General features: G+C 75.3%; 13 protein-coding genes. 5 read left to right on the forward strand and 8 right to left on the reverse strand.

The window, feature by feature from the left end; all coding sequences use genetic code 11:
• Window positions 1–795: DUF2797 domain-containing protein (locus tag ACWEO5_RS35580; protein ID WP_452166250.1), on the forward strand; the 795-nt coding region annotated here is incomplete at its 5' end.
• Between the two features lie 80 nt (window positions 796–875).
• Here the strand turns inward: ACWEO5_RS35580 and ACWEO5_RS35585 are convergent.
• From ACWEO5_RS35585 to ACWEO5_RS35600, 4 genes are all read right to left on the reverse strand, one after another.
• On the reverse strand, window positions 876–1,475 hold the full coding sequence (locus ACWEO5_RS35585; protein ID WP_452166251.1) for a hypothetical protein: 600 nt from the start codon (window positions 1,473–1,475) through the stop codon (window positions 876–878).
• Between the two features lie 45 nt (window positions 1,476–1,520).
• The gene (locus ACWEO5_RS35590; protein WP_452166252.1) at window positions 1,521–2,456 is read right to left on the reverse strand and encodes a WXG100 family type VII secretion target; all 936 of its coding nucleotides are present in this window, start codon (window positions 2,454–2,456) and stop codon (window positions 1,521–1,523) included.
• Window positions 2,453–2,779, reverse strand: coding sequence for a type VII secretion target (locus ACWEO5_RS35595; RefSeq protein WP_452166253.1), 327 nt, complete (start codon window positions 2,777–2,779; stop codon window positions 2,453–2,455). The genes ACWEO5_RS35590 and ACWEO5_RS35595 overlap by 4 nt, the downstream gene beginning before the upstream one ends.
• A gap of 144 nt (window positions 2,780–2,923) precedes the next feature.
• Entirely contained in the window at window positions 2,924–3,280 is a 357-nt protein-coding gene (locus tag ACWEO5_RS35600) for a DUF6204 family protein (protein ID WP_344554657.1), read from the reverse strand.
• A 93-nt stretch (window positions 3,281–3,373) separates the two neighbouring features.
• Here ACWEO5_RS35600 and purB point away from each other — a divergent pair, with 93 nt between their 5' ends.
• Entirely contained in the window at window positions 3,374–4,804 is a 1,431-nt protein-coding gene (gene purB / locus ACWEO5_RS35605) for an adenylosuccinate lyase (protein ID WP_380275700.1), read from the forward strand.
• Window positions 4,805–5,322: 518 nt separating this feature from the next.
• A complete protein-coding gene (locus ACWEO5_RS35610; protein ID WP_452166254.1) occupies window positions 5,323–5,580 on the forward strand; it encodes a hypothetical protein in 258 nt (85 codons plus the stop codon).
• 56 nt (window positions 5,581–5,636) lie between these two features.
• On the opposite strand, the gene ACWEO5_RS35615 is transcribed toward ACWEO5_RS35610, so the two are convergent.
• From ACWEO5_RS35615 to ACWEO5_RS35625, 3 genes are all read right to left on the reverse strand, one after another.
• Window positions 5,637–6,146: a hypothetical protein gene (locus tag ACWEO5_RS35615; RefSeq protein WP_452166255.1), complete on the reverse strand. Its 510-nt coding sequence runs from the start codon at window positions 6,144–6,146 to the stop codon at window positions 5,637–5,639.
• Window positions 6,147–6,675: 529 nt separating this feature from the next.
• Window positions 6,676–8,175 carry an MFS transporter gene (locus ACWEO5_RS35620; protein WP_452166256.1) on the reverse strand — a complete coding sequence of 500 codons (1,500 nt, stop codon included), beginning with the start codon at window positions 8,173–8,175 and terminating at the stop codon, window positions 6,676–6,678.
• A 64-nt stretch (window positions 8,176–8,239) separates the two neighbouring features.
• Window positions 8,240–9,202 carry an AurF N-oxygenase family protein gene (locus tag ACWEO5_RS35625; RefSeq protein ID WP_452166257.1) on the reverse strand — a complete coding sequence of 321 codons (963 nt, stop codon included), beginning with the start codon at window positions 9,200–9,202 and terminating at the stop codon, window positions 8,240–8,242.
• 142 nt (window positions 9,203–9,344) lie between these two features.
• Between ACWEO5_RS35625 and ACWEO5_RS35630 the strand changes: the two genes are divergently transcribed.
• Window positions 9,345–10,349 carry a PHP domain-containing protein gene (locus ACWEO5_RS35630; RefSeq protein ID WP_452166258.1) on the forward strand — a complete coding sequence of 335 codons (1,005 nt, stop codon included), beginning with the start codon at window positions 9,345–9,347 and terminating at the stop codon, window positions 10,347–10,349.
• A 64-nt stretch (window positions 10,350–10,413) separates the two neighbouring features.
• Window positions 10,414–11,088 carry a VOC family protein gene (locus ACWEO5_RS35635; protein ID WP_452166259.1) on the forward strand — a complete coding sequence of 225 codons (675 nt, stop codon included), beginning with the start codon at window positions 10,414–10,416 and terminating at the stop codon, window positions 11,086–11,088.
• A 10-nt stretch (window positions 11,089–11,098) separates the two neighbouring features.
• On the opposite strand, the gene ACWEO5_RS35640 is transcribed toward ACWEO5_RS35635, so the two are convergent.
• On the reverse strand, window positions 11,099–11,899 hold the full coding sequence (locus ACWEO5_RS35640) for a tyrosine-protein phosphatase (protein WP_452166260.1): 801 nt from the start codon (window positions 11,897–11,899) through the stop codon (window positions 11,099–11,101).
• Between the last annotated feature and the right edge of the window lie 244 nt (window positions 11,900–12,143).

Below are 12,143 nucleotides of genomic sequence, written 5' to 3' on the forward strand. Positions count from 1 at the left end.
CGGGCGCCGTCCCGGCGTAGCCGAGGCGTTCGGCGGCGGCGGCCGAGGCCAGCGGGTACTTCACCCCGCCGTCGGAGCGCCGCCGTCCCCGCCGAGGGCACCACCAGCCAGTGCCCGCCCTGCCAGAACGCCGACCGCGGCCTGCAGCTCGCCCGGGACCGGATCCTCGACGACGGCCGCGAGTACCGGCTCTACCTCGCCTGGTTCGCCCCCGGCCTGCTCAAGGTCGGCCTCACCGCCGTCGAGCGCGGCACCGCCCGCCTGCTCGAACAGGCCGCCCTCACCTGGACGTTCGTCGCCCGCGGCCCGCTGCCCGCGGTCCGCCGCGCCGAACTCGCCCTCGCCCACGCCCGACTGGCCCGCGAGCGGATCCCCGCCGCCGCCAAGTACCCGGCCTGGTGGAGCCTGCCCGCCCCCGCGCAGCGGCACGACGCGGTCACCGCCGCCCGCACCCGCGCCCACCGCCTGCTCACCGACCAGGGCCACGACCGGCTGGAACTGCTCACCGACCACCCCGTCACCGACCAGGTCGAGCTCTACGGCCTCACCGACGGCGCCCCCGACCACTACCAGCAGGTCAAGGCCGTCACCGACGGCGCCCGGCTGGCCGGCCGGCTGCGCCGACCGATCGGCGGGCACCTCTTCCTCGACCGCTCCGACGGCCCCCCGCTGCTGCTCGACACCCGCCTGCTCACCGGCTGGACCCTGCACGCCGACCCCGCCGCCACCACCTGCGACGGCCTGGCCCTGCTCCCCAGGTCCCGCCCCGCCGCCGAACAGGACACCCTGTTCTGAGCCGCCCCGCGCCCGGCCCTTCCGCCCGGCCCTTCCGCCGGGCCCGCACCGGGGCCCCGCACCGGGGCCCCGCACCGGCCCTAGGGTCGACCGAACGCGGCGGCGAGTTCGTCCGCCGCGGACGGCAGCGGGGTGGTGAGGGCGACCCAGGAGCCGTCACGGAAGTGCAGGTCGACCCGGCCGCGCTGGGTGACGCCCTTGGCGTTGCGCCGCGCGGCGGTGACCTCCGGGCGCGGCAGCTCCAGTTGGAGGGCGTGCTGCTCGGTGAGCTGCCACGGCTTGGCGCGGTCGGCGAGCAGCAGCAGCCGCCGGTCGGTGAGGGCGAGCAGGGCACTGCCGTGGGCGCCGTCCTCGTGCAGGCGCACCACCAGGCGTCCGGCGGTGGAGTGCCAGCCGCCGTCCATCCCGGTGCCGTGCCACACCGATTCGGGCACCGCGTTCAGCATCCGGTCCTCGACCGCCCCGACGGCGGCGGACGCCGGGTTGACCACCGCGTACGCACGCCGCAGCAGGCCGAACGGCTTGGCGAGCCGCTGCTCCAGTTCACCGGGCCGCCGGGGCGTCAGCAGCTCCTCGGGCGGCCGCGGGATGCCGGGCGCGAGCGAGACCGGCGCGGCGGCCCGGAGCTGCTCCCCGGCGGCGAGGAACGGTGCGGCGAACTGGCGGTCCCGGTCGAGCACGGGTCAACTCCTCGGTGGGTGCGGGTCGGTGGAGCGCGGGCCTGCTCAGCCGAAGGCGTCCTCGAAGCGCCGACGGCGCTCCTCGGGGCTGAGCGCGGGCGGCTGCGCGGGCTGGGCCGCGCCGAGGCGCTCGCGCAGCGCCGTGCTGGGGCCGGGCGTGCCGCCGATCCGGTCGTCGGCCTCGTCGCCGAGGATGCCCGCGCCGCTCTGCACCGCCTGCTGGACGGTCTGCCCGACCGGGTTGCCGGTCAGGCCGATGCCGTGCAGTCCGGCCTTGCCGATGGCCTTGACGCCGGTCTTGGCCAGGTACGCCTCGACGTCCAGCGGCTTGTTCCAGGTCCAGGGCTTCTTCGGGTTGAGGTGCGGACGCTTGGAGACCGCCTTGAGCGCCTTCATCGCGTCGGCGATCTTCTTCAGCGCGCTGGCGAGCCTGCGCACCAGGTTGGCTATCCGGACGCTGGCGATCGAACCCTCGGCGGCGGCCGCGGCCGCCTCGGCGGCGAGCGACACCCCGGCGGTGATCACGCTGAAGGCGAGCGAGGCGGCGAACGTGATGATCGCCCATTCGATCAGCTCGCGGATCACCGTCTCGACCAGGTCCTGCGCCATCCGGGACTCGGCGGCGGCCTCGGTGAGCAGCTCGGCGGTGCCCTCCATGTCCGCCGCCTCGGCCTCCAGGGCCTGCTCCAGCTCGGCGAGTTCGGCCTGCAGGGCGTCGGCCGCCGCCCCCTCCCACTCGCCGGCCAGCGCGGCCCGGTCGCGCCGCTGGTCGGCGATCAGCTCGCGCAGCTGCTCGGCCTGCCGCTGCCACAGCCGGGCGGCGTCCTCCAGCCCCTCGGGGTCGCCGGTGACGAACTCCAGGGGCTCCGCGAGCGGTTCCACGAGGGGCCGCATGATCCCGTCGACCACGCTGCCCAGCGGGCTCATCCAGTTGTTGATCTTCGTGTAGGCGTCGACCGCGCCCGAGACCGGCCCGCTCATCCGCCCAGCCCCGCCGAGATCGCCCGCATGTCCTGCCCGGTGGCCTCGTCCGCCCGCTCGTACGCCGCGGCCATGCCCTCGGCGTACTCGGCGATCCGGTCCATGGTGTCGCCGGCCGCGCCCGCGTTCTCGATCGCCGCCTCGGACCGCTCCACGTAGTCGCGGCCGGTCTCGTCGGCCTCCGGGAGCTTCCCGAACGCCGACGCCGACAGCTGGTGCGCGCCGAGTTCGGAGCGGATCGCCCGCAGCCGCTCGGCCCGCTCGTCGCTGGTGCGGGCGAACCGGCGCAGCGCGTCCGGATCGACCCTGAATTCCCCCGCCATCGCGGCGCCCCTCTTCTTCCCCGTTGCCCGGCCCGCGAGTATGGACGGTGCCATGTGCGGGCCATGAGTTGGCAAAGAAGCTAACACGGGGTCAACCGATCCAGACAGGGCGGGCGTCGGTCCGCCCGCCCGGGCCCCGGCGGCTCAGCCCTTCCGCCGGGCCTCCTGCTTCTGCCGCGCCCCCAGGGCCGCCAGCGCCATGTCCTGCGCCTGCGACTTCAGGTTCTTGTAGCCGTACCCGCGGTCGGTCAGCCACAGCTCCGCCGCCGTCTCGGCCCGCACCGACGCCGCCACCACGTCCTCCTCCGCCTCCCCATGCTCCAGGAACCGGAAGGTGAAGAACGGCCGCGCCGACAGGTCGTACGTCAGGTGCCCCTCCTCGGTGAACTCCGCCCGCAGCACGTCGTGCTCGGCGGCCGCGGCCTGCAGCTCGGCCCGCTGCTCGTCGGTCAGGGCGTCGAAGGAGCCGCGGACCATGATCCGGAAAGTGCGCTTGGTCATGGCCGGACCCTAACCCGCCGCCCCCGCCGCGCTCATCCCGGTTTCCGGACGCGCTTCGTCCTCCCCTGACCTTGACTGTTAGGCTTGCGAAACGTGAGCGCGAAGCCCAAGATCCCCAATGTCCTGGCCTCCCGGTACGCCTCGGCGACCCTGGCCCAGCTGTGGTCCCCCGAGCACAAGGTGGTCCTGGAGCGCCACCTGTGGCTGGCCGTCCTGAAGGCGCAGCAGGACCTCGGCATCGAGGTGCCGCCCACCGCGATCGCCGACTACGAGCGGGTCGTGGACCAGGTCGACCTGGCCTCCATCGCCAACCGCGAGAAGGTCACCCGGCACGACGTGAAGGCCCGGATCGAGGAGTTCTCCGAGCTCGCCGGGCACGAGCAGATCCACAAGGGCATGACCTCGCGCGACCTCACCGAGAACGTCGAGCAGCTGCAGATCCGCCAGTCGCTGGAGCACGTCCGCGACCGCACGGTGGCCGTCCTGGTCCGCCTCGGCCGCCTCGCCGCCCAGTACGGCGAACTGGTCATGGCCGGCCGCTCGCACAACGTCGCCGCCCAGGCCACCACCCTCGGCAAGCGCTTCGCCACCGCCGCCGACGAGGTGCTGGTCGCCTACGTCCGGCTGGAGGAGCTGATCGCCCGCTACCCGCTGCGCGGGATCAAGGGCCCGGTCGGCACCGCCCAGGACATGCTCGACCTGCTCGGCGGGGACGCCGACAAGCTCGCCGAGCTGGAGCGCCGGGTGGCCGGCCACCTCGGCTTCGAGAACGTCTTCACCTCGGTCGGCCAGGTCTACCCGCGCTCGCTCGACTACGACGTGGTCTCCGCCCTCGTCCAGCTCGCCGCCGGCCCCTCCAGCCTGGCCAAGACCATCCGCCTGATGGCCGGCCACGAGCTGGTCACCGAGGGCTTCAAGGCCGGCCAGGTCGGCTCCTCGGCGATGCCGCACAAGATGAACACCCGCTCCTGCGAGCGCGTCAACGGCCTCGCCGTCATCCTGCGCGGCTACGCCTCGATGACCGCCGAGCTCGGCGGCGACCAGTGGAACGAGGGCGACGTCTCCTGCTCGGTGGTGCGCCGGGTCGCGCTGCCGGACGCGTTCTTCGCCTTCGACGGCCTGCTGGAGACCTTCCTGACCGTCCTCGACGAGTTCGGCGCCTTCCCCGCCGTGGTCGAGGCCGAACTGGACCGCTACCTCCCGTTCCTCTCCACCACCAAGGTCCTGATGGCCGCGGTCCGGGCCGGCGTCGGCCGCGAGGCCGCGCACGAGGTCATCAAGGAGCACGCGGTGGCCGCCGCCCTGGCGATGCGCGAGGGCGCCCGCGAGAACACCCTCGTCCCCGCGCTGGCCGCCGACCCGCGCATCCCGCTCGACCACGCCGCCCTCGACGCGCTGCTCGCCGACCGCCTCTCCTTCACCGGCGCCGCCGCCGCCCAGGTCGGCGAACTCGTCCGCCGCATCGAAGCGGTGGCCGCCGCCCACCCGGAGGCCGCCAAGTACGCGCCCGGCGACATCCTCTGACCCTCCGCCGGCCACCGCACGGCCCGTCCCGGAAAGCGCTCCGGGGCGGGCCGTGTCCGGTTTCCGGGAGCGGGAATCGGCCGCGGCGCGCCACGGGTTCTCCCGACTGCCACCCATCTGCCCTGTGCTCGGGGTAAGTTGTGACCCGTACGTGCGGAGGCCGACGCCCCGAACGGCAGGGGGACCGCCCGGCGACGAGGACGGGTGGGTGGGTTTGCGCCACGAAGACGGCACTCGACGCGCTGCCAGAAGCCGACGGGAAGTGGGAGTCCAGTGGACCGGCTGACGAATCGTGGCGGGCGCAGGCCCGTTGAGCCCGGGGGATGGTCGGGTTGACCGCCGAGCGACTGTTCCGACCGTTCACCGGCGGTGCCCGTTACCAGCCGGAGCGCGGCGCGGCCGAATCGGCGCAAAGACAGGATCCGCCGGGGGGCTCGGGGGGTACAGGGGAGGTGTCCGCCACGTCGGGGACGGTGCGGACGCCGACCGAGGTGCCAGGCCCATCCGGAGAGCAAGCCATGAGAGTCGTCAAGCCCTCGTCGGCCGGCACCCCCGCCGGCCGGGCCGCCCTGCGCACCGGGGTCGCCGTCGCGTACGTCGCCGTGGCCGGAGCCGCCGACCTGCTGCTCTCCGCCCTCCTGGCCCGGCTGCTGGCCGGCCCCGAGGGGGGCCTGCCGCTGCTGCTACTGGCGGCCTTCTTCGTTCCGATCGGTGCGCTGATCGTGTTCGCCACCGACCACGTGGTCTCCTGGCTGCTGGCCCGGACCGGGAAGTGACCCCGCGGTACCCGCCGCCGGCCGGTCCGGCGGCGGGTACGCGCCCGGGCGCCCGGTCAGGGGCCGGGCGCGGCGGAGTTCTCCGGCTCGGCCGGGCCGCCCGCTGCGGCGGCGAGCGCGCGGCCCGCGGCGGAGCGGCGTCGGCGGCAGGCGGCGAGGGCGGTGCCGCCCCCGGTCAGGCCGAGCAGGCCGAGTCCGATCAGCGGGGCGTACGGGTTGCGGCCCAGCAGGAAGTAGAGGCCGGCCAGCACGGCGACGATGATCAGCACTGCCAGCGGGATGACCACGAACCACACCACCACCAGCAGTTGGCGGGTCAGGGCGGGGCTGGCGAGGACCTGCATCGCCCGGTCCAGCAGTCGGTCGAGGAACGGGAGCAGGCCGGAGCCCAGCTGCTGCGGGGCGGCCGGGCGCAGCTGCCCGGTCGGCGGGCGGGCGGGCGCCTCGGCGGTGGTGCCCGCGGGGGCGGGTGCGGTCAGGGGCGAAGCGGTGGGCGCCGGTGCACTCGGAGCGGCCCCGGCGCCGGCCCGCAGGGCCTGGGCGGGGATCGCGGCGGGAGGGGGCAACGCGGGCAGGCCGGTCTGCGGAGCGGCGGATGGGGCCGGCTCCGGAGACGGTGGCTCGGTGGCGCTGGTGGTCACGGCGTCTGGTCTCGCTTCGCGCTACGTGAGCCGACCGGTCGGCCGACTCGGCTACTGGGCTGACTGGGTGGAGCCGGGGCTCGCGGGGAGCCCGGCCGGACCCTGGCGGGAGCCGCTCGCGGGCGGCTCCCCGGTTGGGGCGGGCCGGTGGTTCGAGCCGTCCCGTCACCATCAACGTCCGCGCGGAGCGCTGTGCTCCGGGCGGCGGCCGTGCGTCGTGCCAACTTCCAGTGCTGTCCTCGCTGTCACCCTATCGTCAGTCCGGTGCCGTGGGGCTTCACCCGTACGGGTGTACGTGCGTGTCGCGGGCCTCCCTCGGAGTGTAGCGCCGAATGTCGACAATCAGCAGGGCGGTCAGTGGCCAAAGCTGACGGTAAGTCAAGTTAAAAGCATTTAATAGGCCGAAGCTGAGCGTGAGTTGGGCACCACCGTGCGGAAAACGGAAAAGGGCAGCTCAGCCCGGGGATCCGCCCCGCCCGGCGGCGCCGTCCTCCGGGTGCATCGGGGGCGTGGTCGGGGCGCAGTACCAGTCGCAGTCCGGTTCGGCGACCGGGTGCGGCGGGGTCAGGGCGTCGGCGCGGACGGTGGCGAAGGCCAGGGCGGCGCCGGTGGCGAGGAGGGCGGCGCAGATCAGCATGGAGGTGTGGAACGCGGCGTCGACCTCGGCCGGGACGCGGTAGGCGTCGCCGCTCAGGCCCGCCAGCGGGGGGATCGCGGCGACCGCGAACAGGCCCGCCGCCCGGGCCGCCGCGTTGTTGACGCCCGAGGCGATGCCCGCCCGGCGGACGTCCACGGCCGCCAGCACGGTCGCGGTCAGCGGGGCGACCAGCAGCGTCATCCCGGCGCCCTGCACGGTGACGGCGGGCAGCACGTCCAGCCAGTAGTCCGCGTCCGGCCCGATCCGCAGCATCAGCAGCACGCCCGCGGCCACCATCAGCGGCCCCACCGTCAGCGGCAGCCGCGGCCCCACCGCCCGGCCGAGCTTCCCGGCCCGGCCGGAGAACAGCAGCATCAGCACGGTGATCGGCACCAGCGCGACGCCCGACAGCAGCGGCGTGAACCCGGCCACGACCTGCAACTGCACCGTCAGCAGCAGGAACACCCCGCTGAACGCCCCGTACACGCAGAGCGTGACCAGGTTGACCGAGGTGAACAGCCGGGAGCGGAACAGCGACAGCGGCAGCATCGGGTTCGCCGAGCGGTGCTCGACCAGCACGAACGCCGCCGCCAGCGCCAGGCCCGCCAGCCCGGCCGCCACCGCGCCCGGGGTCAGCCCCGAGCCGGCCTCGGTCAGCGCGTAGGTGATCCCGGCCAGCGCCAGCGCCGCCAGCAGCGCGCCCGGCAGGTCGAAGCGGCCGGAGGCGTCCGGGTCGCGGCTCTCCGGGACGTGCCGGGCCGTCACCGCGACCACCACCGCGGCCAGCGGCAGGTTCAGCAGGAAGATCCACCGCCAGCCCGGGCCGTCCACCAGCCAGCCGCCCAGGAACGGGCCGACCGCCGCCGCCACCCCGCCCAGGCCGGACCAGGCCCCCACCGCGCCCGCCCGGTCCTCCTCGGCGAACACCGCCTGCAGCATCGCCAGTGAACCGGGCGTCAGCAGCGCCCCGCCCACGCCCTGCAACGCCCTTGCCAGCACCAGTAGTTCGACGTTCGGCGCGGCCGCGCACCCGGCCGAGGCGAGGGCGAACCAGCACACCCCGAGCAGGAACACCCGACGCCGCCCGTACCGGTCGCCGAGCGAGCCGCCCAGCAGGATCAGCGCGGCCAGCGTCAGCATGTACGCGTTGACCGTCCACTGCAGCGCCGACAGGCCCGCGCCCAGGTCCGCGCCGATCCGCGGCAGCGCCACGTTCACCACCGTGCCGTCCAGCATCGCCATGCCGGAGCCCAGCGCCGTCGCCGCCACCACCCACCGGCCGCGGCCGGTGCCGAGCCGGATCCCGTTGTCGTCCACGCTCAGAGTCTCGGGCAGCGGGGGTGGCGGCGGGGCGCGGCGCGCAGGCGGCGCGGGCGACCGGTCAGGGCAGCAGTGCGGCGCGCCGCCAGGAGCGGGCGGTGGCCGGGGTGAGGACGCCCAGCTCGGTGAAGAACTCCAGCGCCTTGCGGGCCCAGTCGATCCGGGCCTGCCGCCAGTGCGGGTTGGCCCCGGCGGCGCGGCGGGCCTCGGCCGGGTCCAGCCCGGCCAGCGCGTACACCCGCGGGTGCACGATCTCGGCCACCGCCTGCCGGGCCAGCAGGGCCAGCGCCCGCCGGAACACCGCCCGCCGGGCGGGCGTCATCGCGGCCCAGCGGCGCTCCAGTTCGGGCTTGGCGTAGCCGATGTGCCGGGCCTCCTCGACCACGTGGATCCGGGCCACCGCGCGGGCCAGCGGCTGCAGCGACTCGTCGCGGACCATCTCGCGCTGCATCGCGTCGGTGAACTCCTCGACGAAGATCGCCCCGGCAAAGGTCATGGTGGTGTCGTTGAGCAGGAAGTGCAGCTTGCCCAGCCGGTCCGCGCGCCGGGTCGGCCGGGCCGAGGGGTAGCCGGTGGCGGTGATGTAGCGGGCGAACATGGTGGAGTGCCGGCACTCGTCGGCGACCTCGGTCAGTGCGTACTGGGCGTGCCCGGTGGTCAGGTCGCCCGCGTAGACGTGTCGGATCAGGCCCTCCATCAGCACCAGCTCGAACCAGATCCCGGCGGCCGTGGTGGACGCGAACTGGTGCACGCTCAGCCGGGCCCGGGCCCGCTCGTCCAGCCGCTCCCACAGCGGGGTGCCGTACAGCGCGACGCGGTGCGCGGGCAGCGCGTAGTGGTCCGGGTCGACGGGGGCGGACCAGTCGATCTCGGTGAGCGGGTCGTACGAGTGCCGGGCGGAGGCGCGCAGCAGGCGGGCGGCGTTGCGTTCGCGGTCGGCGTTGCGCTGCCGGGCGGGGTGCTGGGGCGGGGTGGGGGTCCGCGGCGGGGCGGGGTGCTGCGGCGGGACGGTGGTGTCGGGCACGGGCGGGCTCCGGAGGGTGGCGGCGGTGGGGCTCCAGGACGAGTAAACCAATGAGACAGAGTGTCAACAAGGGGTCCGGGCGGATCGGCCGCAGCGGACCCGCCCACGTGCGGCCCCGCCCGGCCCCGCGCAGACTGGCCGCATGGACCCGGTCACCGCCCTGGAACGCATCGCCTTCCTGCTGGAACGCGAACTCGCCTCCCCGCACCGGGCCGGGGCGTTCCGCACCGCCGCCGTCGCCGCCGCCGCGCTGCCCCCCGAACCGATCGACGCCGCCCAGGCCGAGCGCCTGCCCGGCGTCGGCCCGGTCACCGCCCGGGTGATCGCCGACGCCTCGGTCGGCCGCACCCCCCAGTACCTGCTGGAGACCGAGGCCCGCGCCGCCGCCGGCCCCGCCCCCTCCACCGCCGCGCTCCGGCTGCGCGAACGCCTCCAGGGCGACTGCCACCTGCACTCCGACTGGTCCGACGGCACCGCCCCGATCGAACGGATGGCCCGCACCGCCCGCACCCTCGGCCACCACTGGGCCGTCCTCACCGACCACTCGCCCCGCCTCACCGTCGCCCGCGGCCTCAGCGCGGACCGGCTGCGCGAACAGCTCGACCTGATCGAGGAACTTAACGCCCGCACCGCCCCGTTCCGGCTGCTCACCGGCATCGAGTGCGACGTCCTCCCCGACGGCACGCTCGACCAGGACGAGGAGCTGCTCGGCCGGCTGGACGTGGTGGTCGCCTCCGTCCACTCCGAGCTGCGGGCGGAGCCCGACGCGATGACGCACCGCCTGCTCGCCGCCGTCCGCAACCCGCTGGTCGACGTCCTCGGCCACTGCACCGGCCGCAAGCTCGGCGATCAGCCCCGCCCGCCCTCCGCGTTCGACGCCGCGGCCGTCTTCACCGCCTGCCGGGAGCACGACACCGCCGTCGAGATCAACTGCCGCCCCGACCGCCAGGACCCGCCCGACGACCTGCTCGCCCTCGCCGCCGACCTCGGCTGCCTGTTCGCGATCGACACGGACGCGCACGCCCCGGGCGAGCTGGACTGGCAGGTCGAGGGTTGCGAGCGGGCGGTGGGGGTGGGGGTGGATGCGGAGCGGGTGATCACGGCGTGGTCGGTGGATCACCTGTTGGCGTGGGCGGGGGCGCGGTAGGGGGAGCGCCTGCGGCGGGCGGGGGTGGTGACGTGTTGTCAGTGCGGGTCGGTAGCCTGCGCGGATGACTGACGTGCACGAAGAGACGCGGATCAGGCCGTTGGCGTTCCACGCGGCGGGTGGGACCGAGGACTGGCGGGTGCTGGGGGAGGGGGCGTGCGCGTTCTTCCGGACGGAGTCGTTCGGGGCGGGGGCGCGGCTGGTCGGGGCGATCGGGGAGGCGCTGGCGGGCGTCGGGGAGGCGGACGTGGACCTGCGGCCGGAGGGCGTGACCGTCCGGCTGATCGAGGCGGGGGCGGAGTACTACGGGCTGACCGGGCGTCACGTGGAGCTGGCCCGGTTGGTGTCCGGCGTCGCCCGGGAGCTCGGGGCGGTCGCCGACCCGGGCGGCGTGCAGACCGTCCAGGTCACCGTCGACGCGCTGGACGTGCCCGCCGTGGTCGCGTTCTGGCGGGCGCTGCTCGGCTACCGGGACCGCTCCGGCAGCCCGGAGGACCTGCTCGACCCGGTCCGCCGCGGCGCGCCGTTCTACTTCCAGCAGATGGACGGGCCCCGCCCGCAGCGCAACCGGGTGCACGTGGACGTCTGGGTGCCGCACGACCTCGCCGAGCGGCGGATCGCGGCCGCGATCGCCGCGGGCGGCCGCCTGGTGACGGACGAGCACGCCCCGAACCACTGGGTGCTGGCCGACCCGGAGGGCAACGAGGCGTGCGTGGGAGCCGCGGGGGCGGCGGGCTGACGGGCGGCGCTCAGGCCGTCTCGACCAGGCGCTCGCGCAGGCTCTCCAGGGTGTCGTCCTTCAGGCCGAGCCCGGCCCGGGCGTAGCTCTCGGCGTCGCCCCAGTGCCCGGCGAGGACGTCGAGCGCGGCGTCCAGGTACTCGGCGCGGACCGAGAACACGGCGTCCGCGACCTCCGGGTCGCCGCCCGCCGCGAGGAAGCGCTCCACCAGCGGGGCGTAGTGCGCGCGGACCGCCGGGTCGACGGACAGGTACTCGGTGCGGACGGTCCGTTCGTCCGCACCGAGCAGCAGCAGGAGCAGGGTCGCGCCCCAGCCGGTGCGGTCCTTGCCCGCGGTGCAGTGGAAGAGCACCGGGCCGCCGCCCCGGTGGGCGAGCGCGGTGAGCAGCTGCTTGTACGCCTGCCGGGCGGACGGCGAGGTCACGAACGCCCGGTAGTCCTCGCGCAGGGCGCCCGCGGCCCGGCCGCCGCCCAGGGCCCGGTTGGCGCCGGACGGATCGGCGAGGGCCGCCGCCAGCGCGGCCGTCGCGCCGCTGCCCGACTCGTCCGCGAGCACGTCCGCGACCAGCAGGTGCGCCCCGCCGGGGACGCGGTCGGGGAAGGCGGCGCGCTCGGCGGCGGTGCGCAGGTCGACGACGGTGCGCACGCCCAGCGCGCCGAACATCGGATCGCCGGCCGGGTCGAGCCGGTCCAACTGGCCGGAGCGCAGCGCCAGTCCGGGCCGCACCCGGTTCCCGCCGGGCAGGTCGATGCCGCCGAGGTCGCGCAGGTTGGCGACGGTGGCGGAGTCCACGAGGTGCGAGTGCTGCATGACGGCCTCCCTGTCGACGGACCCGGAGAAGGGGCGGACCCTGTCAGCACGCTAGGCGGGCCCCGGGCGGGTCGCCCCCGGAGTACCCCCGGCCGGGCGGACGGCGGCGGCGGACGGCGGAGCGGTCGCGGGGCGGTCGAGGGGGCGGTCGGGGGGGGGGGGGCCCCCGGCGGGGGGGAGAGCCACCCGCTGAAAAACAGAGCCAAACACAGCCAACACGTATTGTGTGTGTGTGTTTGTTATT

Source organism: Kitasatospora sp. NPDC004272, from assembly GCF_053603035.1.

What these genes read in the sequence shown, in the direction of transcription:
- ACWEO5_RS35590 (WP_452166252.1), bottom strand. Translation starts at nt 2,456, where the DNA reads ATGAGCGGGCCGGTCTCGGGCGCGGTCGACGCCTACACGAAGATCAAC.
- ACWEO5_RS35595 (WP_452166253.1), bottom strand. Translation starts at nt 2,779, where the DNA reads ATGGCGGGGGAATTCAGGGTCGATCCGGACGCGCTGCGCCGGTTCGCC.
- ACWEO5_RS35600 (WP_344554657.1), bottom strand. Translation starts at nt 3,280, where the DNA reads ATGACCAAGCGCACTTTCCGGATCATGGTCCGCGGCTCCTTCGACGCC.
- ACWEO5_RS35610 (WP_452166254.1), top strand. Translation starts at nt 5,323, where the DNA reads ATGAGAGTCGTCAAGCCCTCGTCGGCCGGCACCCCCGCCGGCCGGGCC.
- ACWEO5_RS35630 (WP_452166258.1), top strand. Translation starts at nt 9,345, where the DNA reads ATGGACCCGGTCACCGCCCTGGAACGCATCGCCTTCCTGCTGGAACGC.
- ACWEO5_RS35635 (WP_452166259.1), top strand. Translation starts at nt 10,414, where the DNA reads ATGACTGACGTGCACGAAGAGACGCGGATCAGGCCGTTGGCGTTCCAC.
- ACWEO5_RS35640 (WP_452166260.1), bottom strand. Translation starts at nt 11,899, where the DNA reads ATGCAGCACTCGCACCTCGTGGACTCCGCCACCGTCGCCAACCTGCGC.